The organism is Streptomyces californicus (assembly GCF_000717645.1).
Taxonomy (GTDB): Bacteria; Actinomycetota; Actinomycetes; order Streptomycetales; family Streptomycetaceae; genus Streptomyces; species Streptomyces californicus.
The window spans coordinates 30263-56483 of the sequence record NZ_JNZZ01000030.1 but is presented as its reverse complement, the minus strand read 5'-3'; the positions used below and the strand labels follow the sequence as shown (position 1 = coordinate 56483).

General features: G+C 73.4%; 22 protein-coding genes. 10 read left to right on the top strand and 12 right to left on the bottom strand.

Features of this window, described 5'->3' with window-relative positions; translation table 11 throughout:
- Window positions 1-96: 96 nt before the first annotated feature.
- The 3 genes from IF19_RS0129895 to IF19_RS0129885 all read right to left on the bottom strand — a co-directional run bounded on the left by IF19_RS0129895 (window position 97) and on the right by IF19_RS0129885 (window position 6072).
- The gene (locus IF19_RS0129895; RefSeq protein WP_030113061.1) at window positions 97-1578 is read right to left on the bottom strand and encodes a S28 family serine protease; all 1482 of its coding nucleotides are present in this window, start codon (window positions 1576-1578) and stop codon (window positions 97-99) included.
- A gap of 78 nt (window positions 1579-1656) precedes the next feature.
- On the bottom strand, window positions 1657-2019 hold the full coding sequence (locus IF19_RS0129890) for a hypothetical protein (protein WP_030113062.1): 363 nt from the start codon (window positions 2017-2019) through the stop codon (window positions 1657-1659).
- A 279-nt stretch (window positions 2020-2298) separates the two neighbouring features.
- The gene (locus IF19_RS0129885; protein WP_030277511.1) at window positions 2299-6072 is read right to left on the bottom strand and encodes an ABC transporter ATP-binding protein; all 3774 of its coding nucleotides are present in this window, start codon (window positions 6070-6072) and stop codon (window positions 2299-2301) included.
- Window positions 6073-6366: 294 nt separating this feature from the next.
- Here IF19_RS0129885 and IF19_RS0129880 point away from each other — a divergent pair, with 294 nt between their 5' ends.
- A complete protein-coding gene (locus tag IF19_RS0129880) occupies window positions 6367-6756 on the top strand; it encodes a type II toxin-antitoxin system RelE/ParE family toxin (RefSeq protein ID WP_030113066.1) in 390 nt (129 codons plus the stop codon).
- Window positions 6756-7175 (top strand): helix-turn-helix domain-containing protein, encoded by a 420-nt coding sequence (locus IF19_RS0129875; protein ID WP_030277509.1) that lies wholly within the window; start codon window positions 6756-6758, stop codon window positions 7173-7175. The genes IF19_RS0129880 and IF19_RS0129875 overlap by 1 nt, the downstream gene beginning before the upstream one ends.
- A 53-nt stretch (window positions 7176-7228) precedes the next feature.
- On the opposite strand, the gene IF19_RS0129870 is transcribed toward IF19_RS0129875, so the two are convergent.
- A complete protein-coding gene (locus tag IF19_RS0129870; RefSeq protein ID WP_030113068.1) occupies window positions 7229-8911 on the bottom strand; it encodes a thiamine pyrophosphate-binding protein in 1683 nt (560 codons plus the stop codon).
- Window positions 8908-9879 carry an agmatinase gene (gene speB / locus IF19_RS0129865; RefSeq protein ID WP_030113069.1) on the bottom strand — a complete coding sequence of 324 codons (972 nt, stop codon included), beginning with the start codon at window positions 9877-9879 and terminating at the stop codon, window positions 8908-8910. Before speB ends, IF19_RS0129870 begins: the two co-directional genes overlap by 4 nt.
- A 232-nt stretch (window positions 9880-10111) precedes the next feature.
- Between speB and IF19_RS0129860 the strand changes: the two genes are divergently transcribed.
- The 4 genes from IF19_RS0129860 to IF19_RS0129845 all read left to right on the top strand — a co-directional run bounded on the left by IF19_RS0129860 (window position 10112) and on the right by IF19_RS0129845 (window position 14979).
- Window positions 10112-11728, top strand: coding sequence for a PucR family transcriptional regulator (locus IF19_RS0129860; RefSeq protein WP_030290186.1), 1617 nt, complete (start codon window positions 10112-10114; stop codon window positions 11726-11728).
- Between the two features lie 126 nt (window positions 11729-11854).
- A complete protein-coding gene (locus tag IF19_RS0129855) occupies window positions 11855-12706 on the top strand; it encodes a GNAT family N-acetyltransferase (RefSeq protein WP_030113073.1) in 852 nt (283 codons plus the stop codon).
- A 226-nt stretch (window positions 12707-12932) separates the two neighbouring features.
- Window positions 12933-13820, top strand: a complete 888-nt coding sequence (locus tag IF19_RS0129850) for a class I SAM-dependent methyltransferase (RefSeq protein WP_030113074.1) — start codon at window positions 12933-12935, stop codon at window positions 13818-13820.
- 139 nt (window positions 13821-13959) lie between these two features.
- Window positions 13960-14979: an alpha/beta hydrolase fold domain-containing protein gene (locus tag IF19_RS0129845; protein ID WP_030113075.1), complete on the top strand. Its 1020-nt coding sequence runs from the start codon at window positions 13960-13962 to the stop codon at window positions 14977-14979.
- Window positions 14980-15134: 155 nt separating this feature from the next.
- On the opposite strand, the gene IF19_RS0129840 is transcribed toward IF19_RS0129845, so the two are convergent.
- From IF19_RS0129840 to IF19_RS0129815, 5 genes are all read right to left on the bottom strand, one after another.
- Window positions 15135-15722: a YciI family protein gene (locus IF19_RS0129840; RefSeq protein ID WP_030113076.1), complete on the bottom strand. Its 588-nt coding sequence runs from the start codon at window positions 15720-15722 to the stop codon at window positions 15135-15137.
- Between the two features lie 247 nt (window positions 15723-15969).
- The gene (locus IF19_RS0129835) at window positions 15970-18357 is read right to left on the bottom strand and encodes an ATP-binding cassette domain-containing protein (protein WP_030113077.1); all 2388 of its coding nucleotides are present in this window, start codon (window positions 18355-18357) and stop codon (window positions 15970-15972) included.
- A 104-nt stretch (window positions 18358-18461) separates the two neighbouring features.
- Window positions 18462-18875: a VOC family protein gene (locus IF19_RS0129830; protein ID WP_030113078.1), complete on the bottom strand. Its 414-nt coding sequence runs from the start codon at window positions 18873-18875 to the stop codon at window positions 18462-18464.
- A 10-nt stretch (window positions 18876-18885) separates the two neighbouring features.
- Window positions 18886-19305, bottom strand: a complete 420-nt coding sequence (locus IF19_RS0129825) for a helix-turn-helix transcriptional regulator (protein WP_030113079.1) — start codon at window positions 19303-19305, stop codon at window positions 18886-18888.
- Between the two features lie 181 nt (window positions 19306-19486).
- Window positions 19487-19828, bottom strand: a complete 342-nt coding sequence (locus IF19_RS0129815; RefSeq protein WP_030113080.1) for a DUF5713 family protein — start codon at window positions 19826-19828, stop codon at window positions 19487-19489.
- Window positions 19829-20122: 294 nt separating this feature from the next.
- Between IF19_RS0129815 and IF19_RS0129810 the strand changes: the two genes are divergently transcribed.
- The 3 genes from IF19_RS0129810 to IF19_RS0129800 are packed head-to-tail and all read left to right on the top strand — an operon-like array spanning window position 20123 to window position 23201.
- Window positions 20123-21280, top strand: coding sequence for an acyl-CoA dehydrogenase family protein (locus tag IF19_RS0129810; protein WP_030277503.1), 1158 nt, complete (start codon window positions 20123-20125; stop codon window positions 21278-21280).
- A gap of 17 nt (window positions 21281-21297) precedes the next feature.
- On the top strand, window positions 21298-22182 hold the full coding sequence (locus tag IF19_RS0129805; RefSeq protein ID WP_030113082.1) for an acyl-CoA thioesterase: 885 nt from the start codon (window positions 21298-21300) through the stop codon (window positions 22180-22182).
- Between the two features lie 38 nt (window positions 22183-22220).
- Window positions 22221-23201, top strand: a complete 981-nt coding sequence (locus IF19_RS0129800; RefSeq protein WP_030113083.1) for a cation diffusion facilitator family transporter — start codon at window positions 22221-22223, stop codon at window positions 23199-23201.
- A 172-nt stretch (window positions 23202-23373) separates the two neighbouring features.
- On the opposite strand, the gene IF19_RS0129795 is transcribed toward IF19_RS0129800, so the two are convergent.
- Window positions 23374-24192, bottom strand: a complete 819-nt coding sequence (locus IF19_RS0129795; RefSeq protein WP_030113084.1) for a phosphatase — start codon at window positions 24190-24192, stop codon at window positions 23374-23376.
- A gap of 235 nt (window positions 24193-24427) precedes the next feature.
- Window positions 24428-25000 (bottom strand): TetR/AcrR family transcriptional regulator, encoded by a 573-nt coding sequence (locus IF19_RS0129790; protein ID WP_030121267.1) that lies wholly within the window; start codon window positions 24998-25000, stop codon window positions 24428-24430.
- 136 nt (window positions 25001-25136) lie between these two features.
- Here IF19_RS0129790 and IF19_RS0129785 point away from each other — a divergent pair, with 136 nt between their 5' ends.
- The gene (locus IF19_RS0129785) at window positions 25137-26048 is read left to right on the top strand and encodes an NmrA family NAD(P)-binding protein (RefSeq protein WP_030113086.1); all 912 of its coding nucleotides are present in this window, start codon (window positions 25137-25139) and stop codon (window positions 26046-26048) included.
- The last annotated feature ends 173 nt before the right edge of the window (window positions 26049-26221 follow it).

Below are 26221 nucleotides of genomic sequence, written 5' to 3'. Positions count from 1 at the left end.
CGGAGACGACGACGCCCGGTTCCGGGACCCGCGGGTCCCGGAACCGGGCGTTCTCCACGGGGAGCACCGGCCCGCGGTGCTCCCCCGCTCACCCGCCTACGGGCGCAGGGTCGCCTCGTCGCGCTCGACCTCGCCGTTGCGGCGGTCCAGCCGACTGTCGAACTTCGCCAGCGGCTCGGCCTTCGCCGGGTCCGCCTCGACGGCGGCCGGGGCGACGCCCGCCCAGCGCAGGATCGCGGCGGTGGCCGCGGCCTTCTGGGCCTCGGGGAGACCGGAGACCTTGGAGCCGTGGTTGCCGCCGGGGACGGTGTAGACCGCGCTGTCCCGCGCGCCGTGGCCGAGGCGGAACGGCTCCGCGCTCCACGGGTCGTTCTCGCCGTTGACGTACATCATCTGCCGGGCGTTGTGCTTGACCCAGCGGTCGATGTCCCGCATCGCGCCCCGGTCGAACTTCATGGGGATGGAGCGCGGCACGAAGTTGCGCGGGGGCTGGTAGCCGTAGCGGCTCAGGTTGCCGAGCCAGGGCTGCTTGATGTCCGGCGACCCGAGCTGCGTACCGGCCTGGTAGTAGTACGGGGTGTACGTCGCCAGACCCTGGTCGGCGTAGGCCGAGAAGCCGGAGATGCCGTCGACGGAGTTCCAGATGTCGTCGTCCGCGGCCTTCTTCGCGTCGGCCGGGATGTCCGCGCAGTCGGCGAGCAGGCTGTACTGCCAGAACGCCCACACGTAGTCCATGACCGTGGCCTCGTAGGCGCGGTCGAGGGAGCCGACGGTGTTGAACGTCCAGCCGTTGGCCGCGGCCTGCTCCTTGAACTTCTTCTGGAGCGGGGCCCGCCGGATCAGCGCCTCGCGCTGCACCCCGGCCAGCTTGTCGCGGCACTCCTTGGTGCCGACGTCGCGGAAGAACCGGTCGTACGCCGAGTCCTCCTTGTTGTTCACGTCGTTGGGCGCGACGTAGGCGACGACGCCGTCCATGTCCTTCGGGTAGAAGCGCTCGAAGTACGTGGCGGTCATGCCGCCCTTGGACCCGCCGGTGGCCAGCCACTTCTTGCCGTAGATCTTCTTGAGCGCGGTGAACACCCGGTGCTGGTCGCTGGCGGCCTGCCAGATGTCCAGCTTGGACCAGTCGGCCGGGGCCGGGCGCGACGGGGTGAAGAAGCGGTACTCCAGGGAGACCTGGTTGCCGTCGACGATCTGCGTCGGCTCGCTGCGGCTGGGGTTGGTGGAGACGTTGTAGCCGCTGGTGAAGAAGACCGTCGGGCGGCTCACGTCCTTGTGCAGCAGGGTCAGGCGCTGCTGGAACGTGCCCTTGGACGGGCGCCGGTGGTCGACCGGCTGGGTGTAGTTGAGGACGAAGTAGCGGTAGCCCGCGTACGGCTTCTCCTCGATCAGGCTCATCCCCGGGATCGCCAGGATGCGGTCCTTGATGTCCTCGTTGCTCGCTTCGCCGCCGGCGGCGGCACTGTTCCGCTTCGCGGCCGGTTCCGCGGCGGTGGCCGCACCGGCCGAGGCTCCCGCGGCTCCGACCGTGCCTATGAGCACGGCGAGCGAGAGAACCCCTGTGAGCGCCTTGCGCATGCACCCTCCCCTTGATTCACAACAGTCGCCGTGAACTTATCGGGGCAACACACGCCACGCCAGACCCGGTTGCCCGTGTCAGCAGAGAATCCATCCGGTGGAGGCGGACTTCTTGCCGATCGCACCGGTGGCCCGGACGCAGCGGTTCAGCGCGCTGACCGTGACCGGACCGGCCATCTTCGTGTACGCGCCCTTGTCGGTGACGGCGCGTCCGCCGCGCGCCTGGAGGGTGACGCTCATCGTCCTCCGCTTGCCGGGCTTCTTGGCGACGGTCACGGCGCACGCCTGGGAGCGGCTCTTGTAGACGCGCAGTTCCCCGGTGGAGAACTCGACGGTCTTCGCGGGGCGACCGGAGCAGCCGGCCGCGGCGTGCGCGGCGCCGGGGGCGGCGAGGAGGGGCACGAGCCCGGCCAGGAGGGGGAGCACGAGAACGCGGACCACGAGCCTCCGCCTCCGGGAGCCGGTGGGGCCGGACCGGGCGGAGTCAGGTCGGGTGGGCTCGGAACGGTCGTGGTCAGGCCGGGCGGGGTGGGGCCTGGCGGAGTCGGGGCGTCCGGCCGTCGCTCCCCCGCCGGTGACGGCTCTCCACCCCGGTGGCCCCGCAGCCCAGTCGAACACCTTCGCCCCCACCTGACGTCTGTACGCACTCCCGCGTCTCCGGCTACGACGCAGAAACGCCGTGAGAGGTTGCACGGCCGGGGCGGGACCGGCCGCCTCCCCTCAGCCGACGACCGTCACCGGCTCGTCCTCCCCTATGAACGTGCGCCACAGCCGGGCGTACCGTCCGCCCAGGGCCAGCAGCTCGTCGTGCGTGCCGTCCTCGGCGACGCGCCCGTGGTCCATCACCACCACGCGGTCGGCACGGGCCGCGGTGGTCAGCCGGTGGGCGACGACCAGGGTGGTGCGGCGGCCGGCCAGCCGGTCGGTGGCCTGGTTGACCAGGGCCTCGGTGGCGAGGTCCAGCGCGGCGGTGGCCTCGTCCAGGAGCAGGATGTCCGGATCGACCAGCTCGGCGCGGGCCAGCGCGACGAGCTGGCGCTGGCCGGCGGAGAGGTTGCGGCCGCGCTCGGCGACCTCGTGGAGGTAGCCGCCCTCCAGCGTGGCGATCATCTCGTGCGCGCCGACCGCGCGGGCCGCCGCCTCGACCTGGGCGTCGGTGGCGTCGGGCCGCCCGTAGGCGATGGCGTCGCGCACGGTGCCGGCGAAGAGGTACGCCTCCTGCGGGACGACGCCGAGCCGGTGCCGGTAGGCGGTCGAGTCGAGGGTGCGCAGGTCGGCCCCGTCGGCGGTGACCCGGCCGCCGGTGGGGTCGTAGTACCGGGCGACCAGCTTGACCAGGGTCGACTTCCCGGCGCCCGTCTCCCCCACGAACGCCACCGTCTGCCCGGCCGGGATGCGCAGGTCCACACCGGTCAGGGCCTCCTCGTCGTCCCCGTACGCGAACGACACGTCCTCGAACGCGATCTCGCCGCGCAGGGAGAGCACGTCGCGCGGTTCGTCCGGGTCGGCGGTCGAGGTGGGCTCGCGCAGCAGCTCCTGGATGCGGCCGAGCGAGACCGTGGCCTGCTGGTAGCCGTCGAAGACCTGGGAGAGCTGCTGGACGGGGGCGAAGAAGAGGTCGATGTAGAGGAGGTAGGCGACCAGGGCGCCGGTGGTCAGCGTGCCGTCATCGATCCGGCCCGCGCCGACGATCATGACGGCGGCCGCGGCGACGGAGGCCAGGAGCTGGACGAACGGGAAGTAGACGGAGATCAGCCACTGGCCGCGCACCCGGGCCTGGCGGTAGCTGTCGCTCCGCTCGGTGAAGCGGACGGCTCCGTCGTGCTCGCGGCCGAACGCCTGGACGATCCGGAGACCGGCGACGGACTCCTGGAGGTCGGCGTTGACCGCGCTGATGCGGGTCCGGGCCAGTTCGTACGCCTTGACGCTGCTGCGCCGGAAGAAGACCGTGCCGATGATCAGCACGGGCAGGGTGGCGAAGACGACCAGGGCGAGCTGGAGGTCCAGGACGAGCAGGGCGACCATGATCCCGAAGAAGGTGACCACCGAGACGAACGCGGTGACCAGACCGGTCTGCAGGAACGTGGAGAGCGCGTCCACGTCCGTCGTCATCCGGGTCATGATCCGGCCGGTCAGCTCGCGTTCGTAGTAGTCGAGACCGAGGCGCTGGAGCTGGGCGAAGATCTTGAGCCGGAGCGAGTAGAGCATGCGCTCGCCGGTCCGGCCGGTCATCCGGATCTCGCCGGTCTGGGCCGCCCACTGGACGAGCACGACGACGAGCGCGATCGCGGAGGCCGCCCACACCGCGCCGAGCGAGAGCTGAGTGACGCCCTCGTCGATGCCGTGCCGGATGAGGACCGGGAGCAGCAGGCCCATGCCCGCGTCCACGGCGACCAGGCCGAAGCTCAGCAGCAGGACGGCCCCGAAGCCGCGCACCAGCCGCCGCAGACCGTAGGACTCCTCCGGGCGCATGGCGGCGGTCTCGTCGACCTCGGGGGTGTCCGTGGCCGGGGGCAGCGCCTCGACCTGGGCGAGGAGTTCGGGCGTCGCGGGCATGCCGGCGACGGTGGCGTCCCGCTCCTCCTCCTCGCGGATCCACAGCGCGGGCGTGATGCCGCGCTCGGCGTCGAACTCCGCGTCCAGCTCCTCCTGGAGCATGCGGTCGTCCCCGGGGTCCGCCGCGGTCGGCGCCGGCCGGTGGCCGGGCGAGGCGCCGCCCAGCTCGTCGGGGTCGGTGAGCAGCCTGCGGTAGAGGGGCGAGGTGCGCTCCAACTCCTCGTGGGTGCCGAGCGCGGCGAGCTTCCCGCCGTCCAGGACGGCGATGCGGTCCGCGAGCTGGAGGGTGGAGCGGCGGTGGGCGATGAGGAGGGTGGTGCGGCCCGCCATCACCCGCTTGAGGGCGTCGTGGATCTCGTGCTCGACGCGGGCGTCGACGGCGGAGGTCGCGTCGTCGAGGAGGAGGAGCCGGGGGTCGGTGAGGATGGCGCGGGCGAGGGCGACGCGCTGGCGCTGGCCGCCGGAGAGGGTGAGGCCGTGCTCGCCGACGGTGGTGTCGTACCCGTCGGGCAGGTCGGAGATGAAGCCGTGCGCCTGGGCGGCGCGGGCGGCCCGCTCGATCTGCTCCTGGGTGGCGTCGGGGACGCCGTACGCGATGTTGGCGCGGACGGTGTCGGAGAACAGGAAGCTGTCCTCGGGGACCAGCCCGATCGCCGAGCGCAGGGACGCCTGGGTCAGCTCGCGGACGTCGCGGCCACCGACGAGGACGGCCCCGTGGGACACGTCGTAGAAGCGGGGCACCAGAAGGGAGAGCGTGGACTTGCCGCTGCCGGACGCGCCGACGACGGCGACGGTCTCGCCGGGTTCGACGGTGAGCGAGAACCCGTCGAGGACGGGGCGTTCGGAGGCTTTGCTCCCGGGGCCCTCGTCGGCGGCGGAGGCCGGGCGGTCGGGACCGTAGCCGAACCGTACGTCGTCGAACTCGATGCCGGCCGGGGCGTCGGCGGGCAGCTCCTTCGTGCCGTCCTTCATGGAGGGCTCGGTGTCGATGAGCTCCAGGACGCGCTCCACGCCGGCGCGGGCCTGCTGGCCGACGGTGAGGACCATGGCGAGCATCCGGACCGGGCCGACGAGCTGGGCCAGGTAGGTGGAGAAGGCGACGAACGTGCCGAGCGTGATCTCGCCCCGGGTGGCCAGCCAGCCGCCGAGCGCGAGCATGGCGACCTGGCCGAGCGCGGGCACGGCCTGGAGGGCGGGCGTGTAGCGGGAGTTCAGCCGGATGGTGCGCAGCCGCCCGGCGAAGAGGCGCCGCCCGACCTCGCGGAGCTTGCCGGTCTCCTGGTCCTCCTGGCCGAACCCCTTGACGACCCGGACCCCGGAGACGGCCCCGTCCACGACGCCGGCGACGGCGGCGGCCTGGCTCTGGGCGTACCAGGTGGCGGGGAAGAGGCGGGCCTTGGAACGGCGGGCGATGAACCAGAGGGCGGGGGCGACGGCGAGGGCGACGAGCGTGAGCGGGAGGGAGAGCCACGCCATGATCACCAGGGAGATGAGGAAGAGCAGCACGTTCCCGATGGTCATCGGGAGCATGAACAGCAGCCCCTGGATCAGCTGGAGGTCGCTGGTGGCGCGGCCGACGACCTGCCCGGTGGACAGCTCGTCCTGACGCTTCCCGTCGAGCCGGGTGATCGTCGCGTACATGTCCGTACGCAGATCGTGCTGGACGTCCAGGGCGAGCCGGCCGCCGTAGTACCGGCGGATGTAGGTGGCGACGTAGACGAGGACGGCCGCGCCGACGAGCAGTCCGGTCCACACGGCGAGGGAGCGGGTGTGGTCGGTGACCACGTCGTCGATGATCACCTTGGTGATCAGCGGGACGAGGGCCATCACGGCCATGCCGGCGAGGGACGAGCCGAGGGCGAGCACGACGTTGCGCCGGTACCGCCACGCGTACCCGGTCAGCCGCCGGCCCCACCCCTGTCGTTCTGCGCCCGTCACGCGTCGCCTCCCGTTCGGCTCGGTGGTCTCGATGGCTCGATGACTCGATGGTTCGACGGCCCGGCCCGGCCCGGCCGCCGGTCGCCGCCGGACAGCGGCGGTCGAGCAGTCCGGTCGTGCGGTCCGGTCGGCCGGTTCCGGTCGGGTCGTCCGGAGGCGGCAACACGGCTGCGACCGGATTTCATCCCTCCGCAACAAAGCGGGGCGGCAACACCGAAGGGGCTGATCACTCTTTCAGGTGACTGCGCGAAGAGGGCAAGCCATATACACTGAAGCATCTATACGTTCCGATATATGGAAACACCCTATGTGATCGAGATCGAACCCGAGGTTCGACTGTGGCTGATGAACCTTTCGCTCCGCGACTTCCTCGTGGTCGAGCACGTGGCCGACCTGCTGCGGGAACACCCCACGACCTTGGGGGAGCCGTACTCCCGGCACCTCGGCGACGGTGTCCGCGAGCTTCGGTTCAGCCTCGGGCGGTCCGGGCACGCCACTCGGATTCCCTACTGGCTCGCGCCGGATCGGCGGATCGTCCTGCTTACCGTCTTCCGCAAGACCCGACGGCGGGAGACTGCCGAGATCGCTCGCGCCAAGCGCGCCAAAGTGCTGTGCGAGACCGAGCACCGAGCGGCTCATGACGTGTACACGCGCACAGTCGACGAGGAGAAGGAGAAGCGGTAATGGCCAGCCACGCACGCTGGAAGCTCGCACGCGACGAGAAGGTCGCGCGGGGGATCGCCGAGGGCCCCGAGGTGGAGCGGCTTCGCGAGGAGATCTCCCTCGCGTTCGACCTCGGACAGGCCGTGTACGACCGCCGGGTCGCCCTCGGCCTCTCACAGACCGAGCTGGCCCGACGCGCCGGTATGACACAGCCGCAGGTCTCGAAACTGGAGCTCGGCGGCACGGTTCCCACGGTGCCCCTGCTGGCACGGCTGGCCCGCGCCATGGAGGCGAAGTTCTGGATGGAGCTGTTCGGGAGCAGCATCCGTGTGACGTTCACCGATCTCGACAACGACACACCGGAGGCGTCCGCACCGGCCTCTCCCGAAAAGGAGGACGAGCCCTACGAGGCCCCGGCCCGGCAGGCGGCCCAGGGGTAGCCCGCGCTCTCCGTGCGTGGTGGCCCAGCGGGCCGGGCCACCACGCGCGCGGCTCACAGATGCGTCGGCTCGAACATCCGGAGCAGGGCCGGCAGCACGACGACGGACGGCCCCGGGGCGGCCAGCGCCGTGCCGAGATCGGCGGCGAGGGACTCCGGTGTCGTACGGACGGCCGGGACGCCGAAGGACTCGGCGAGCGCGACGAAGTCCGGACGGGACAGTTCGGTCCCGGTGGTCTCGCCGAAGGCGTCCGTCATGTACTCGCGCAGGATGCCGTAGCCGCCGTCGTCGACGATCAGCCAGGTCAGCGGCAGGTCGTACTGGCGGGCGGTGGCCAGCTCCGCGATGGAGTACATCGCCCCGCCGTCGCCGGAGACCGCGAGCACCGGCTTCGTCGGATCGGCGACCGCCGCCCCGACGGCCGCCGGGAAGGCGTATCCGAGGCCGCCCGCGCCCTGGGCGGAGTGCATGGTGTTGGGGCGCCGCGCGTCGAACGCGGACCACGCCCAGTACGCGAGGATCGTCATGTCCCAGAAGCTGGGCGCGGCGGCGGGCAGCGCCTCACGGACGGCGGCGAGGACCTGCTGCTCCAGGACGAGGTCCTGGGCGTCGATCCGGACCCGTACCTTCTCCAGCACCGTACGCACGCGGTCGGCGGCGTCCGGGTCCTCACGGCGCTCGACGGCGTCCAGGAGGTCGGCCAGCGCCTCGCGGGCGTCGGAGTGGATGCCGAGCGCGGGGTGGTTGGACTCCAGCTTCCCGGCGTCCGCCTCGATCTGGATCACCCGGCCGCGCGGGCGGAAGGTGTGGTAGTTCGAGGAGAGTTCGCCGAGGCCCGAGCCGACGACGAGCAGGACGTCCGCGTCCTCCAGGAAGTCGGTGGTGTGCCGGTCCTCCAGCCAGGAGCGCAGCGACAGCGGGTGCTCCCAGGGGAAGGCGCCCTTGCCGCCGAAGGTGGTGACGACGGGCGCGTCGAGCTTCTCGGCCAGGGCGCGCAGTTTGCCGGAGGCGTCGGAGCGGACCACTCCGCCGCCGGCGATGATCACCGGGCGTTCCGCGTTCGACAGCAGATGGGCCGCGGCGATCGTCAGCTCGGGGCGCGGGTAGAGCTCGCGCGGGTTGGCGTCCATGGCGCTGACGACCGGCAGGACCGTCTCGGCCAGCAGCACGTCCTGCGGGATCTCCACCCAGACCGGCCCGTGCGGGGCGGACAGGGCGGACTCCCAGGCGGCGGCGATCGCGGACGGGATCTGCGACGCGGTCCGCACGGTGTGGACGGACTTCACGATGTCGCGGACGGCCGCCTGCTGGTCGCGCAGCTCGTGGAGGTAGCCGTGCCGCCCGCCGCCGAGCCCGGCGGCGGGGACCTGGCTGGCGATCGCGAGGACGGGCGCGGAGGCGGCGGCCGCCTCCTGGAGCGCGGCGAGCGAGGTGAGCGCGCCGGGCCCGGTGGAGAGCAGGAGCGGGGCCACCTCGCCGGTGATCCGGCCGTACGCGTCGGCGGCGAAGCCCGCGTTGTTCTCGACGCGGAGCCCGACGTACCGGAGGGAGGAGCGGCGCACCGCGTCGAAGACGCCGAGCGCGTGCTGGCCGGGGAGTCCGAACACCGTGGTCGCGCCGAGGCCCTGGAGGGATTCGCCGACGAGGTCGCCGCCGTTGCGGCCGGGGGGCGGGGTCAGGACGGCGGCGGCCTGGGCGGCGGTGAGCCGCGGCCGGTCGTCGTGGTCGTGGCTCACTTGGGGTCCCTCCCGGCCGCGATCTGCCGAGACATGATCGTCGTCAGCTCGTACGCGGTGTGGGAGGCGGCCACGGAGGTGATCTCGGCGTGGTCGTACGCGGGCGCGACCTCGACCAGGTCGGCGGAGACCAGGTGGCAGGAGGCCAGCCCGCGCAGGATCTCCAGCAGCTCGCGGGAGGTGAGGCCGCCGGCCTCGGGGGTGCCGGTGCCGGGGGCGTGCGCCGGGTCGAGGACGTCGATGTCGATGGAGATGTACAGCGGCCGGTCCCCGATGCGCTGGCGGAGCTGGTCGGCGATCTCGTCGACGCCGCGCCGCATGACGTCGGCGGAGGTGACGATGCCGAAGCCCATCTTCTCGTCGTCGGTGAGGTCCTGCTTGCCGTAGAGCGGGCCGCGGGTGCCGACGTGGGAGAGGGCGGAGGTGTCGAGGATGCCTTCCTCGACGGCCCGGCGGAACGGGGTGCCGTGGGTGTACTCGGCGCCGAAGTAGGTGTCCCAGGTGTCCAGGTGCGCGTCGAAGTGGAGCAGGGCGACGGGCCCGTGCTTCTTGGCGACGGAGCGCAGGAGGGGCAGGGCGATGGTGTGGTCGCCGCCGAGGGTCATCAGGCGGGCGCCGGTGGAGAGCAGGTCGTCGGCCGCGGCCTCGACGGTCTCGACGGCCTCGTTGATGTTGAACGGGTTCGCCGCGATGTCCCCGGCGTCGGCGACCTGTGCGAGGGCGAACGGGGAGGCGTCCTGGGCCGGGTTGTACGGGCGGAGCAGCCGGGACGCCTCGCGGATCGCGTTGCCGCCGAAGCGGGCGCCGGGGCGGTAGGAGACGCCGGAGTCGAAGGGCACGCCGACCACGGCGACGTCGGTACGGCCGACCTCGTCGAGCCGGGGCAGCCGGGCGAACGTCGCGGGCCCCGCGTACCGCGGGATGCGGGAGGAGTCGATGGGGCCGCGCGGCGACTCGGTGCTGCTCATGAGGGTGTGCCCTTCCTTCTTCGTGCGGTTTCCTGCGGTTCCCTACGTCTTCGCGCGGTTGATCGCGATGGCGTACGGGTCACGTGTACGGGTGACCCGCGGGAAAGCGGGTCGCCGCCCCGGGATGCCGGGTGGATGCCCGGAACGTACGAGGACGACGGTAGGCGGCCCGGGGACGCCAGTGAAGTGTACGTTTGCTCCACTTCCGCCACCCCGAACGGATGAACCGTCCATGACGCTCCCGCCGCCACCGCCCACGGACGCCACCGCGCCGACCGCGCCTCCGACCCCGCCCGTCGCCCTGTCGGAGCTGCTGGCCAGGGAGGAGCTGGGCCTGCGCCGGATCGCGGGCCCGGCCGACGCCGAGCTGCTCTGGGTGCACACCTCGGAGATGGCCGATCCGTACCCCTACCTTCTCGGCGGCGAGCTGCTGCTGACGGCGGGGGTGCTGCTCACGGACCCGGACCACTACGTCTCCCGGCTGGTGGAGGCGGGAGCGTCGGCGTTGGGCTTCGGGGTGCGGCCGGTGCACAAGGCGGTGCCCCGGGGGCTGGTCGAGGCGTGCGACCGGCAGGGGCTGCCGCTGCTGGAGGTGGGGCCGCAGACGCCGTTCACCGCGATCGCGCGGGCGGTGTGGCGGCTGATGGCCGAGGCGCGCCACCGCGAGCTGCGCCGGGTGACCCGCGCCCAGCAGGCGCTGGCGACGGCGGCGGCCCGCCCCGACCCCGTGCCGGCGGTGCTCCAGCAGCTCGCCTCGCAGCTCGGTGGCCGGGCGGCCCTGCTGACGGCGGCGGGTGACGAGGTGCGCGCGGCGGGCCGTGAGGTGACCCCGGAGGCGGCGGCCGCGCTGACCCGCCTGGCCGGGGTGGTGGCCCGCGCCCGGCCCGGCTCCCCCGCCTCGGCCACCGACGCGCACGGCGACACCCGTCTGTCGGCGTACGCGCTGGGCGGCGGCGAGGACCTGGCCCTGGCGCTGGCGACCCGGCGGCGGGGGCCGGGCGACCACACGGTGGCGGGCGTCGCGGTGGTCCTGCTGTCCCTCCTGACGGCGCCCCACCAGAACGCGGACACGGCGAACCGCTCGGCGGCCCTGGTACGGCTGCTGCTCGGCGCGCCCCCGGCCGAGGTGGCGCCACTGCTCGACGGGGGCGGGGCGGACTCCGACTCCGGCCCTGTCCCCGGCTCGGGCCCGGGCTCGGGCTCCGGCTCCGGCCCTGGCCCTGACCCCGGCTCGGGCTCGGGCTCGGGCTCGGGCTCGGGCTCGGGCTCGGGCTCGGGCTCGGGCTCCTGGAGGGTGGTCCACGCCCGCAGGACGGACGGCGCCCCCGCGGACGCTCTGGCGGCCGGGGCGCTGGGCACGTCGCTGAGTACGGCCCTGCTCGACGCGGGCGGCGGTTCCGACGCCCCGGTCCGCCTGCTGCTGCCGTACCGGGAGGACGCCGCACCGCTCACCGCCCGGCCCGGCTGGACGCTGGGGGCGTCCGCGCCCGTGCCCGTCACCGATCTCGGCGCGGCCGACTCCCTGGCCGCCCGCGCCCTGGCCCACGCACGCGCGACCCGGGTGCCACTGACGGTGGACGCCCCGGCGAGCGGCCTCGCCGCCCTGGTCCCGCCCGAGCGGGCGGCCGCCCACGCCCGCACCCTGCTCGCCCCGCTCACCGCGCCGCTGGCCGACACGTTGCGCTGCTGGCTCTCCCTGCACGGGAGTTGGGACCGTACGGCGGTGGCCCTCGGCGTCCACCGCAACACCGTCCGCCAACGCATCGGGCGGTGCGGCGCGTTGCTGGGGAAGGACCTGGACGACATGGACGTACGAACGGAGTTGTGGTTCGCGCTGCGGCAGCGGTGAACCGGCGGCGGTCCGCCCGGCCCGCACCCATGCCGGTTCCGGTGTCCGTGCCGGTGCCGGTGTCCGTGCCCGCCTGAGCGGATACCCGGCTGACCGAGGCCCGCCCGGGCCGTTAGCCTCGCGCCCATGCCCCCTGTCGTACGGCGCACGCTGTCCCCCCGCGAGACCCCCCGCGCTCTGCGCTCGCTGAGCGTGTGGACGCCCGCGGACGCTCCCGCCGGGGGCCTGCACCCCGGTGACGTGGGCTGGCTGCTGCGCCACAGCGACGCGACGGTCCACCTCTGGGTCGACGCGCGGGGTGTCGGACGGACGGACCCGCGCATCGACACCCGGCACGACGCCGCAGCCCCCGTCGCGGTGGGCTTCCTCGACGGGCCGGTCCTACGGGTGACCGGCGCGCCCGACACCGACCTCGGGGCGGTGGCGGCGGACGCGGAGGACTTGCTCGTCCGGGGCAACGCCAGGACGGACGGCCTGCCCGTCCCCGGGTGGCGGCCCCGCTCGGAGGAGCCCCGGCTCGTCTTCTCCTGGACGCCCCGGCCGGTGGCGACGCGCGCGCTGCCGGTCGAGGAGTCCGACGCGGCCGACCGGGTGCGAGTGCACAGGTCGGCCTTCACCGGGTCCACGTTCGCCCTGAAGCACTGGGAGACGATGCGGGCGTCCCCGGCGGGCCACCTCGCCGTGGAGACGCTCGTCCGCACGCCGGACGGGGACGCCGCGGCCACCGCGACCGGCTGGTTCGCGGGCCCGGGCAGATGCGGCCTCCTCGAACCGGTCGGCACCCACGCGGACCACCGGGGCCGCGGCTACGGCCGCGACGCGGTCCTGGGCGCCTGCGCGGCCCTCGCGGACCGGGGCGCGAGCGCGGTGGCGGTCCTGACCCCGGCGGCCAACGAAGCGGCCGCGGCCCTCTACCGCTCAGCCGGCTTCACCCTCGTCCGCGAGGACCACGACTGGACCCGCCCCGACCACGCGTAACACCCCGCGCTTCCACGTCCCGCGCACCCCGTGCTCCCGCGCGGCCGAAGCGGTACGGACAGACGAAAGGCCGTCCTTGAGGCGAAGGGTTGTGGGCCCGTGGCGGGTCGTGGATCACCGCGTCCACGCCGGCCCTCTTGCGTACGCGGTCGGTCCCGGCGCGACCTTCTTGCGTTTTCGGCAAGGCTGTATGCATCTGGCGCAATCCCTCCGTACGCTCGATCGCATGGCTCACGCACACCGGGACCAGCACTCCCCCACGCATCCGCATGACGGCTCCGCCCACCACGCCCACGACTCCGGCGCGATCCCTGACGGCCTTCCCGAGATCCTGGATCTCGACGCCGCCCTCTTCGCGCCCCATCTGACCGCGCTCACCGGCCGCGTCGCCTGTCTGGCCGGTGACGACGTGCGGCACATCGTCGACCTCGGCGCCGGCACCGGGACCGGCACCTTCGCCCTGTTGGAGCAGTTCCCCGCCGCCCGGGTGACCGCCGTCGACAGCTCCCCCGCCATGCTGGAGCACATCGTCACGGTCGCCCGGGAGCGAGGGCTCGGCGACCGCGTACGGACGCTGGAGGCCGATGCCGGGGCGGGGCTGCCCGGGGTCACCGACGCCGACCTCGTCTGGGCGTCCGCTTCCCTGCACCACCTGGACGACCCCGCCACCGCCCTCGCCGGCATCCGGGCCGCCCTGCGCCCCGGCGGGCTGCTGGCCGTCGCCGAGGTCGGCGGGATGCCGACCTTCCTGCCGGAGGACGGGGCGGCCGGCGCGTTGGAGGCCCGCTGCCGTACGGCGCTCGACGGGCTGCACGCCGATCAACTGCCCCACCGGGGGGCCGACTGGGGCGCCCTGCTCACCGCCGCCGGACTCCCCGTGGAGCAGGAGCGCGCCGAGCGGTGGGAGTTGCGCGCCCCGCTGCCGGAGGGGGCCGGCCGGTACGCGTACCTGGTGTTCGAACGCGTCCGCGGCTCCCTCGAAGGACGCGTCGGCCCCGAGGACCTGGCCGCGCTCGGCCGGCTCGTCGGCGGCGGGCCCGAGGACGTCCGCCACCGGGGCGACCTCGTCGTACGGTCCACCCGCGAGACCTGGATGGCCCGCCGCCCCGCCTGAGCCGCGCGCCCTTCCCCTGCGCCGATAGCATCCACCGGGTTCGTGGGTCTGCGGATGATCGGGCCTGCGGGCCCGATCATCCGCAGACCCACGCCCCGCACCCGCACCCGGCCTCGGCCCGGACGACAAGGAGCGACGCATGCGATTCGCGCTGGAGGACCTGTTCGCGGACGTGCCCGCCGAGCAGGTCGCGGAGGCCCGCGCCTTCTACCGGGCGCGGGTCGCGGGCCGCGGGCCCGCCTCGTTCGAGGAGTTGGAGGCCATCCGGGCTCGCCGGTCCGCGCCGCCCGCCGCCGATCCTCCCGCCGCCGAGGAGATGGCGGAGGCGGCCGGGGCCCGCGTCCCGGTGCGGGTCTTCCTGCCGTCCGGCGGCGCGCCCCGGGGCGTCCACCTGGACATCCACGGCGGCGGGTTCTACATGGACACGGCAGCGCACGGCGACGTACGCAACCGGGCTCTCGCGGAGGCGCTGAACAGCGTCGTCGTCAGCGTCGACTACCGGCTCGCCCCCGAAAACCCCTGGCCCGCGGCGCCCGACGACTGCGAGACGGCAGCGCTCTGGCTCGCCGAGCAGGCCGAGGACCGGTTCGGGACCTCTCGGCTGACGATCGGCGGCAGCTCCGCCGGGGCCACCCTCGCCCTGGCCACCCTGCTACGGCTCAGGGACCGCGGTTCCCAGGACGCCCCGAGCGGCCCCGACGACGCGGTCCCGGCGAGCCGGTGCGGAGACGCGGTGAGCCGGCCCGCAAACATGATCGGCCGGTTCACCGGCGCCGCGCTCCAGTTCGGCACGTACGACATGAGCGCGCTCACCCCGGCCGGCCGCCGTATCGCGGACGAGTACTTCATCGAGGCGTACGTCGGCCACGTCCCCGCCCGCGACCGCGTCCTTCCCGACGTCTCCCCGCTCTACGCCGACCTCACCGGACTCCCCCCGGCCCTGCTGGTCATCGGGGCGGAGGACGTCCTGCTGGAGGACAACCTGACGCTCGCGGGCCGGTTGTCGGCCGCCGGGAACGACGTCGAGCTGCACCTCTACCCCGCCGCGCCCCACGGCTTCACCGGCCATCCCACCGCCCTCGCCGCCACCGCGCTCGCCGGCATCGGCTCCTGGCTGCGGGAACGTCTCTCCCTGACCGGCCCCGCCCGTCCCTCTTGATCCCGGTTCAGTCGCCCCGGACGCGGGCGTGCAGGTGCATGTCGTGACGGCCATCGTCGAGAGCCGACCGGAGGGGATCGTGGGCGGCGTCGAGAGAACACGGTTCATGGGCCCAGGATCGCCCGCCGCGGAATCCGTACGCCAAGCCCGCAGAATCAGTTCCGCCCGCCGCGCTCCCAGCGTTGCGCCGTGAGCGTCGCGGGCCGTCCGCCGGCCAGCCGTTCCGCGAACGGACGGACCAGTTCCCGCGCCTCGTCGGGGAGCGCCCGCACGGCCGCGACCGCGCCCGTCGTCCCGGCCCCCTCGTCGTCGGCCAGGGCGGCCACGAAGACCAGGCGGCCGTCCGGCTCCGCGCCCAGCAAGTCCCGCCGCTCACCGGCGTCGTGAGCGGTGTCGCCCTCGGCGTCGGCCGGCAGGGGCCACCGCGCGGTGACCAGGGTGTACGGGACGTCCGCCGCCGGTGCGCGGCTCAGCAGCACCTCGGCCGCGACGACCAGGAGATCCCGGTAGAGGCCCGCCTTCCAGAACGGCTCGTCCCGCGCGAACCACTCCGCCTCCGCCCGGTCCGCGAGGTCGACGACGTGGACGCTCCCCGTGTGCTCCTCCCCGTCGTCGGACACGGTCGGGCCGCGCAGGATCAGCCGGTCGTCGAACCGGTCCATGTAGGACCAGTGTTCCTCGCACAGCTCCATCAACTGGTCGGCGACACCGGGCTGGTCCTGGGCGTACACGTAGAACGGCATGCCGCGACCGTACCGGAGGCCCCGAAGGACGCGCCCGGCCCGCCCGATCGCGACGGAGAGCCCCGGCGGGCCCGCCCTGCTGATCCCCGCCGCAGGGTGGACCCCCTTCGTGGACGCCGTGAAGAGCGGGGCCCTCTCCGCCTGACCCCGAGGCCGGGCGGAGAGGGCCCGAGGCCGGGCGGAGAGGGCCCGGGGCCGGACGGAAAGGGCTCGCGGAGAGCGCCGGGCCGCGCGGGCCCGGCCCGTCTCACTCCCCCACGTACTCCGCCAGGTGCTCGCCCGTCAGGGTCGAGCGGGCCGCGACCAGGTCGGCCGGGGTACCCTCGAAGACGATCTTTCCGCCGTCGTGGCCCGCGCCGGGGCCGAGGTCGATGATCCAGTCGGCGTGGGCCATGACCGCCTGGTGGTGCTCGATGACGATCACCGACTTCCCGGAGTCGACCAGGCGGTCCAGCAGACCCAGGAGCTGTTCCACGTCCGCGAGGTGCAGGCCGGTGGTCGGCTCGTCCAGGACGTAGACGCCGCCCTTGTCGGCCATGTGCGTGGCCAGCTTGAGGCGTTGGCGTTCGCCGCCGGAGAGGGTGGTGAGGGGCTGGCCGAGACTCAGGTAACCGAGGCCGACGTCCACCAGGCGGGTCAGGATCTTGTGCGCGGCCGGGAGGGCCGCGTCACCGGAGCCGAAGAACGTCTCGGCCTCGGTGACCGACATCGCCAGGACCTCGCTGATGTCCCGGCCGCCGAAGTGGTAGTCGAGCACGGCCGGTTGGAACCGCTTGCCCTCGCAGTCCTCGCACGGGCTGGAGACAGCGGCCATGACGCCGAGGTCGGTGAAGATGACGCCCGCGCCGTTGCACGTGGGGCAGGCGCCCTCGGAGTTGGCGCTGAACAGGGCGGGCTTCACGCCGTTGGCCTTGGCGAACGCCTTGCGGATCGGCTCCAGCAGGCCGGTGTACGTGGCCGGGTTGCTGCGGCGGGAACCCTTGATGGGGCTCTGGTCGACCGAGATGACGTTCTCGCCCGCCGGGATCGACCCGTGGACGAGCGAGCTCTTCCCGGAGCCGGCGACACCCGTGATGACGGTGAGGACGCCGAGCGGGATGTCGACGTCCACGTCCCTGAGGTTGTGCGACGTCGCCCCGCGGATCTCCAGTGCGCCCGTGGGCTTGCGCACCTCCTCCTTGAGCACGGCCCGGTCGTCGAGGTGGCGGCCGGTGACCGTGCCGGAGCCGCGCAGCCCGTCCAGAGTGCCCTCGAAGCAGACGGTGCCGCCCGCCGTACCGGCGCCGGGGCCGAGGTCGACGATGTGGTCCGCGATGGCGATGGCCTCGGGCTTGTGCTCCACGACCAGGACCGTGTTGCCCTTGTCCCGCAGGCGCAGCAGGAGGTCGTTCATGCGCTGGATGTCGTGCGGGTGGAGGCCGATGGTCGGCTCGTCGAAGACGTACGTGACGTCGGTGAGGGAGGAGCCGAGGTGGCGGATCATCTTGACGCGCTGGGCCTCGCCGCCGGAGAGGGTGCCGGAGGGGCGGTCCAGGGCGAGGTAGCCGAGGCCGATCTCCACGAACGAGTCCAGGGTCTGCTGGAGCGCTTCGAGCAGCGGGGCGACCGAGGGCTCGTCCAGACCCCGGACCCACTCCGCGAGGTCGCGGATCTCCATGGCGCAGGCGTCGGCGATGGAGATCTTCTTGATCTTCGAGGAGCGGGCGCCCTCGGTGAGCCGGGTGCCCTCGCACTCGGGGCAGGTGGCGAAGGTGACCGCCCGGTCGACGAAGTCCCGGATGTGGGGCTGCATCGCCTCGCGGTCCTTGGACAGGAACGACTTCTGGATCTTGGGGATCAACCCCTCGAAGGTGAGGGTGGAGCCCTCGACCTTCACCTTGGTCGGCTCCTTGTAGAGGAAGTCCCGCATCTCCCGCTCGGTGAACTTGGCGATGGGCTTGTTCGGGTCGAGGAAGCCGGACTCCGCGTAGATCCGCACGGTCCACCAACTGTCCGACTTCCAGCCGGGGATGGTGAACGCACCCTCGGCGATCGACTTGGAGTCGTCGTAGAGCTGGGTGAGGTCGATGTCGGAGACCGTGCCGCGCCCTTCGCAGCGCGGGCACATGCCGCCGGTGCGGCTGAACGTCGCCTTCTCGGTCTTCTTGTTGCCGCGCTCGACGGTGATCGCACCGCTGGCGGTCACCGAGGGGACGTTGAAGGCGAACGCGCCGGGCGGGCCGATGTGCGGCCGGCCGAGCCGGCTGAAGAGGATGCGGAGCATGGCGTTGGCGTCGGTGGCGGTGCCGACGGTGGAGCGGGGGTCGCTGCCCATGCGCTGCTGGTCGACGATGATCGCCGTCGTCAGGCCGTCGAGCACGTCGACGTCGGGGCGGGCCTGCGAGGGCATGAAGCCCTGGACGAACGCGCTGTACGTCTCGTTGATCAGCCGCTGGGACTCGGCGGCGATGGTGCTGAAGACCAGCGAGCTCTTGCCCGAACCGGAGACGCCGGTGAACACCGTCAGCCGGCGCTTCGGCAGCTCGATGCTGACGTCCTTCAGGTTGTTCTCGCGCGCGCCGTGCACCCGGATCAGGTCGTGGCTGTCGGCGGCGTGCGGGGTGGGCTGCTGCTGGGACTTCGTTCTCGGGGCCATGCTCGTCGTCTCTCCATGTGGCTGGTGGCGCGGAGCCTGCTGGTCGTACGTGGGGGCCGGGGCCGTTTCGGCCCCGGCCCGGCACCGCCCCGGTCGGGCGGGTGCTACTTCGTGCTCTGGGTCATGCGGACCATGTTTCCGGCGGGGTCGCGGAAGGCGCAGTCGCGGACGCCGTACGGCTGGTCGATCGGTTCCTGGAGGACCTCGCCGCCCGCCGCGCGGACCTGCTCGAAGGCCGCGTCCACGTCGTCGGAGGTGAGGATGACGCCGCGCAGCATGCCCTTGGCGAGCAGTTCGGCCATGGTGCGGCGGTCGGCCTCCGGGGCGTTGGGGTCGGCGAGCGGGGGTTCCAGGACGATCTCGACGTCCGGCTGCGAGGGGGACCCGACGGTCACCCAGCGCATGCCTTCGAACCCGACGTCGTTGCGCACCTCCATTCCCAGGGCGTCGCGGTAGAAGGCGAGCGCCTTGTCGTGGTCGTCGACGGCGATGAAGCACTGCGAGAGCTTGATGTCCATGCGTTTCACGCTACGGGCGGGGTGGGCGATCCGCTTCTCCATTCCTGACCGGTCGGGTGAGCATCTTGGCGACGCAGGCCGGGATGGTCTCGCCGGCGTCGTGGGGCCGGGCGCGGTAGGCGCTCGGGCTCTCCCCGACCAGCTCCGTGAAGCGGGTGCTGAACGAGCCCAGTGACGTACAGCCGACGGCGAAGCAGACGTCCGTGACCGACAGGTCGCCCCGGCGCAGCAGCGCCTTGGCCCGCTCGATGCGGCGGGTCATGAGGTAGCTGTACGGGGTCTCGCCGAAGGCGGCGCGGAAGCTGCGGGAGAAGTGCCCCGCCGACATGAGGGCGTCGCGGGCCAGCGAGGGGACGTCGAGCGGTTCGGCGTACTCGCGGTCCATGCGGTCGCGGGCCCGGCGCAGCCGGGCCAGGTCCTCCAGCCTCACTCCCCCACCCTCCCACGGTGTCCCGCACCCGGCAGCGCCTTCCCGGAGCCCGGGACCGGAGGCCGGAAGGCCCGGCGCTCGGAGCCGGAGGCCCGGAACCGGAACACGGCGTTCGGGCCCCGGAACCGGAGACCGGAAGCCCGGGACCCGGCCCCGAAGTCCGCAGCCCCGACAAGGCCCGTCACCACTCGCGCCGGGCGATCAGCTCCTCCGGGTCCGCGTCCGCGAACCCGTACGCGGTGGCGATGACCCAGAACGCCTCGCCTATCTCCTCGCGGGCGACCGTCTCGATCTCGCTGCCGGCCTCCTCGAACGCGGCCTCCAGGTCGTTGAACGCCTCGGTCGCCACCGCCGTCAGCGCGTACAGGGCGGCGAGGTCGGCGGGCCGCTCGGCCTCGATCCGCTCGCACAGGGCGCGCAGGACGGCCGTGCCCCGGTCCAGGACGTGGTCCGGGAAGTACTCGTCCTCGTAGAGCAGAGCCAGGAAGGTGTACCCCGCCAGCCGTTCGTTCGTGATCGCCACGCCGATCCCCCCGGATGTGTCTCCCGCACGCGGTGTTCCGCGTGTTCCGCACGTGATGCGTCCCCGTGTCCGTACCCGTGCCGTACGGTCGTCGCCGTCCGGTTCCGATCCTGCCTCACGCCACTGACAATCGGCCCTCGCCGCCCGCCCCGGCGCGTGACGGGCTCCGTCGCCCGTCCGGGCGGGTGCCGCGCATCACCCTGGACAGCGACCGCAACCGGCGGGTAACTTCGGAGGAGGACTGAGCAAGCGCTTAGCCGAGGACGACGCGACCGCCGACCAAGGAGGCACCCCGTGCGCCGTACGGTATTCAACGAGGACCATGAGGCGTTCCGGGAGACCATCCGCGCCTTCATCGCGGCCGAGGTCGTGCCGGTCTACGACGAGTGGTTCGCCGCGGGCCAGGCCCCGCGCGACTTCTACCTCAAGCTGGGCGAGCTGGGCATCTTCGGCATCGAGGTCGACGAGGAGTACGGCGGCGCGGGCATCGACTCGCACAAGTACGAGGCCGTCATCTACGAGGAGACCGCCCGCGCGGGCGTCTCCTTCGGCGGCTCCGGCGTGCACACGCTGCTCGGCCTCCCGTACATCAAGATGCTGGCCACCGACGACCAGAAGAAGCGCTGGCTGCCCAAGTTCGCCTCGGGCGAGGAGATGTGGGCCCTCGCGATGACCGAGCCGGGCACCGGCTCCGACGTCGCGGGCATGAAGACCACCGCCAAGCTCTCCGAGGACGGCACCCACTACGTCCTCAACGGCGCCAAGACCTTCATCACCGGCGGCGTCCACGCCGACCGCGTGATCGTCTGCGCCCGCACCGCCGCCCCGCGCGAGGACGACCGCCGCTTCGGCATCTCCCTCTTCGCCGTCGACACGAAGTCCGAGGGCTACTCGGTCGGCCGCAAGCTCGACAAGCTGGGCCTGCGCGTCTCCGACACCGCCGAGCTGGCCTTCGTCGACGTCAAGGTCCCCGTCGAGGACCTGATGGGCGAGGAGAACAAGGGCTTCGGCTACCTCGGCACCAACCTGGCCTCCGAGCGCTGGGGCATCGCCTTCGGCGCGTACGCCCAGGCCGCGGCGGCCGTCCGGTTCGCCAAGGAGTACGTGCAGGACCGCACGGTCTTCGGCAAGACCGTCGCCTCGTTCCAGAACACCAAGTTCGAGCTGGCCGCCTGCCAGGCCGAGGTGGACGCGGCCCAGGCCGTCGCCGACCGCGCGCTGGAGGCGCTGGACGCCGGTGAGCTGACGGCGGCCGAGGCGGCTTCCGCGAAGCTGTTCTGCACCGAGGTCGCCCACCGCGTCATCGACCGCTGCCTCCAGCTCCACGGCGGCTACGGCTTCATGAACGAGTACCCGATCGCCCGCCTCTACGCGGACAACCGGGTCAACCGCATCTACGGCGGCACCAGCGAGGTCATGAAGTCGATCATCGCCAAGTCCATGGGTCTGTAGAGGGCCGTCCTTTCTCCATGACCGAGAGCCCCGACCCCCTGCTCGATCTGCTCCACCTGCTCGACCTGGAGCAGATCGAGCGGGACATCTTCCGGGGCATGAGCCGCAGTTCGCTCGTGCCCCGGGTGTTCGGCGGCCAGGTGGCGGCCCAGGCGCTCGTCGCCGCGGGCCGCACCGTGCCGGCCGACCGCGCCGCCCACTCCCTGCACGCGTACTTCCTGCGGGCGGGCGACCCGGGCGCGCCCATCGTGTACACCGTCGACCGCATCCGGGACGGGCGGTCCTTCACCACCCGCCGCGTGGTCGCCGTCCAGCACGGGCAGCCGATCTTCCACCTCTCCGCGTCCTTCCAGAGCCACGAGGAGGGCATGGAGCACCAGGCGCCCATGCCCGCCGCGCCCGACCCGGAGACGCTGCCGACCGCCGCCGAGATGCTGCCCCGGTACGCGGACCGCTTCAGCTCCCCCGGGGTTGTGGACCGGCTGATCGAGGCGCGCGCCGCGGTGGATCTGCGGTACGTGGACACCCCGCCGTTCGCCACGGTGGGCGAGGCGCGCGAACCGCGTTCGCAGGTGTGGTTCCGGACCAACGGCAAACTGGCCGACGACCCGCTGCTGCACGTCTGCCTGGCCACCTACGTCTCCGACATGACCCTGCTCGACTCGGTGCTGCTCGCCCACGGGCGGGGCGGCTGGGCGGTCGGGGACGTGGTCGGGGCGAGCCTGGACCACGCGATGTGGTTCCACCGGCCGTTCCGGGCGGACGAGTGGCTGCTGTACGACCAGGAGTCGCCCTCCGCGTCCGGCGGGCGCGGGCTCGGCCAGGCCCGCATCCACACCGCCGACGGACGCCTCGCGATCACCGTCATCCAGGAAGGCGTCGTCCGCGTCCCGCGAGGATGAACGGCCTCCGAAGCCGCGGTTCCGACATACTCCCCACCATGAGCGACGCGAAAGCGAGCAGGGAGACCGAGGACGGGGAGACCGAAGGCGGGGAGTCCGCCTTCACCGTGATCGTGGCGGCCGCCGCCAACCTCGGCATCGCCGTGGCCAAGGCCGTCGCCGGGCTGATCAGCGGCTCCAGCGCGATGCTCTCGGAGGCGGCCCACTCGGTCGCCGACACGGTCACCGAGGTCATGCTCCTCGCCGCCCTGAAGCGGAGCGAGAAGCCGGCCGACGAGGAGCACCCTCTCGGCTACGGCCCCGAGCGGTACATCTGGGCGATGCTCGCCTCCATCGCCACCTTCGTCGGCGGGGCCGTCTTCTCGATCTACGACGGGGTGCACACGCTGGTCGCGGGCGAGGAGCTGGGCGATCCGCTGGTCTCGTACATCGTGCTGGGCGTCGCCTTCCTGCTGGAGGGCTATTCGCTGCGCACCGGGGTCAAGCAGGTGCGGCGCGAGGCGTCGCGGCTGCGGGTGCCGGACACGTACTACCTGCGCCACACGCCCGACACGGCGGTGAAGGCCGTCGTCATGGAGGACTCGGCGGCGCTGATCGGGCTGCTGCTGGCGGCGGGCGGCCTGCTGGGCGGGCAGCTCTCCGGTTCGGGCGTCTGGGACGGGATCGCGTCCTGCCTGATCGGGCTGCTGCTGGTGTACGTGGCCTGGGTCCTGGGCCGCTCCAACGCGCAGCTCCTCATCGGCCGGCCGCTGCCCGCCGCGGTGCGCGCGGGCGTGCGCGATGAGCTGCTGTCGGTGCCCCACGTCGTGGACGTCCTGGAGCTGACGACGCTGATCCAGGGGCCGACCGAGATGCTGATCGCCGCGAAGGTCGACTTCCGCGACATGGCGACCGCCGCCGAGGTCGAGTGGGCCTGCGAGGAGGCGGAGGCGCGGCTGAGGGAGCGGTTCCCGTCGATCCGGCGGGTGTACCTGGACCCGACGCCGGGACGGGCCCAGCGGGTGCGCGGCGGCCCCTGAGGGAGCACGGGCGGGCGGCGCGCGGACGTACTGCCGTGTGTACGGCGTACGCCCGCGCCCGCCCGGAGGCTGTACGGGGACGCGCGCCCCGCGCACGTACGAAGACTCCCGCGCGCCCGGCGGACGTATGGGGCGCGGCGGACGTACGGGACGCGCGCCCGGCGGGCCCCGGCTACGCGGCGGACCCGGCGGGCCCCGGCTCGGGCTCCTCCTCCAGCAGCCCGGCCGCGTGCAGCAGGTAGTCCGTCATCGGGTCGTAGTAGCGCGGGTCGGTGACGTGGTCGTCGAGCGGGACCGTGACCTGGAGGGCGCCCTCCGCCTCGGCGAGGAAGAGCGCCGGGTCGTTGCAGTCCGCGTAGCCGATCGCGTCCAGGCCGCGCTGTCCGGCGCACCCGGCCCAGCCGTGGTCCGCGACGACCAGATCGGGCAGCGGGCGGCCCAGGTGGGCCATGGCGTCGAGGATGGCGGCCATGGGGGCCGGCGAGTGGGTGTGCCAGAGGGTGGCCCCGCGCTCCAGCACGGCGACGTCCGCGAACTGGAAGACCATGCCCTCGTCGGCCATCAGCCCGGACGGGATGCGGACGATCTCGCAGCCCGCGCGGCGCAGCGCGTCCGCCGTCTGCCGGTGCACGTCCAGCAGGCCGCCGGGGTGCCCGGTGGCGAAGAGGACCCGCTCGCGGCCGTCGGCGGCCTTGCGCAGGCGGGCCGCCATCCGCTCCAGGGCGTCCACCGTCAGCTCGGGGTCGATGGTGTCCTGGCCCTGCCGGTGCGCCGGGTCGTCGTTGACGCCGCAGCGCTCGGCCATCACGGCGAGCACGTCCTGCTCGTCGGTCCAGCGGTCGCCGAGCTCCAGGCCCAGCCAGTAGTGGCGGTCGCCGTTGGCGAGCTTGCGGTAGTGGGAGAGGTTGTTGTCGCGCGGTGTGGCGACGTTCCCGGCGATACGCGTGCGGACGAGGTGGTCGACGAGGGCGGCGCGGCTGGGTATCGGCATGGACCCATTGTGCCGTCCGGTGTGCGCAGTGTGCTCGGAGTCCTCGACAGCGGCCCCGGGCGGCCGTGGCCGGCGGCCGGGCGGACGGCGGGAACCCCAGGTCCGGCGGGCGGACCGCACACCGCTCCGCGCCGGCGCTCCGCCGGGCCCGACAAGTCTTCCGGGACTGTTCACCCCGGCGTGACCCGCTCCTTCCTCCGCCGGATACGGGGCGGTCCCGGCGGTCGCCCCGTCCTCAGGGGCTCGGACTGAGGCCCTCCACCGCGAGCGTGAAGAGGCGGTCGGCGCGGGCCGAGGGGTCGGTGTAGTGCTCGGTGGCCAGAGCCATGCCGACGACGAGGGTGAGCAGGTCGTGGAAGGTGGTGCCCGCTCTGACCGTCCCCTCCGCCAGGGCGCGGGCCAGCAGCGGGGCCGCCGCGTCCGCGAGCAGCGCGCCGCAGGAGTCCGGCGCGGCCCCCTCGGCCGGCCGGTCGGTGGGCGGCTCGTAGGTCAGGGCGTCCGCGAGGCCCCGCGCGGAGACGGCGTACGCGAGGAGGTCGTGCAGCCACTCCAGGAGCGCGGTCCGGCTGTCCCCGGACCGGCCCAGGTCGTCCGCGCGCCGGCAGAGGGCCTGGACGCGTTCCTGGAAGACGGCTTCGAGGAGGGCCTGGCGGGTGGGGAAGTGGCGTCGCACGGTGGCCGAACCGACGCCCGCGGTGCGGGCGACCTGTTCGAGGGAGGCCGCCGCGCCGTGCCGGGCCACCTCGGCCTCGGCCACGGCGAGGATGCGGCTGTAGTTGCGGCGGGCGTCCGCGCGCTGACCGGTCACGTTCTCTCCCCGTTGCCAAGCGGTGGGCCCCGCCATATCGTAGCGACGGTTAAACGGCGGGCCCCGCTGTTTCTCGCCGCGCGCACCCCTGCCGTACCGCGCCCGGCCTGTTCGCCGATCCCGAGGAGACCCCGCGATGACGTCGACTTCCGCTCCCGTCCTGGTCACCGGTGCCACCGGACGCCAGGGCGGGGCCGCCGCCCGCGCGCTGCTGGCCGCCGGTGTGCCGGTCCGCGCGCTGGTGCGCGACCCGCTGGCCCGGCGCGCGCGGGAGGTGGAGGCGCTGGGTGCGGAGCTGATCGCCGGCGATCTCTCCGTCCGGTCCTCGCTGGACCCCGCCTGCGCGGGCGTCCGTGCCGTGTTCTCGGTGCAGATGCCTCCGATGAGCGAGAGCGGCGTCGACTTCGCCGGGGAGCTGGCGCAGGCGACGCACCTGATCGGGGCGGCGCGGGCGGCGGGCGTCGCGCAGTTCGTCCAGTCCTCGACCAGCGGGGTGGGGGTCCACACGGAGACCCCGGGCTGGGCGGAGGGGCGGTGGGCGGCGCTGGAGCCCTACTTCGCCACCAAGGAGGCGATCCTGGAGGCGGTGCGCGGCGCGGGATTCTCCCGCTGGACCGTGGTCAAGCCCGCGTTCTTCATGGAGAACCTGCCCCAGTTGGCGCCGCGCGGCCCGGAGGGCGGGCTGGCGACCGTCGTCCGGCCGGAGACGACGCTGGCCCTGGTGGCGTGCGAGGACATCGGCGCGGCGGTCGCCCACGCCGTACGGGACCCCGACCGGTTCCACCGGGTGGAGCTGGAGCTCGCGGGCGACCGGCTCACGATGGAGCAGGTGGCCGGGGTGCTCTCCGATGTGTGGGGCGTACCGGTGAAGGCTCCCGTCATGGATCTCGACGACGCGCTCGCGGCGGGCATGCCGTCCTGGGGCGCGGGTCACGCGTGGTCCAACGCCCTCACGCAGCCGGCCCACCCGCGCCTCGCCACGGACCTCGGGATTCCGGTGACCTCGTTCGCCGCCTGGGCGCACCGGCACCTGTCGCCGGCGACCTGAGGGACGGCAGCGATGTGAGAGGCAGCGGGGCCTGGGGGCAGCGGTCCGGGAGGCAGCGGCCTGAGGGCAGCGGGGCCTGAGGGCAGCGGTGCGAGGGGCGGCGCCCCGGAAGCCGGGCCGGTGCGAGGGGCGGCGGCCCGGGAGGCAGCGGGGCCTGAGGGCAGCGGTGCGAG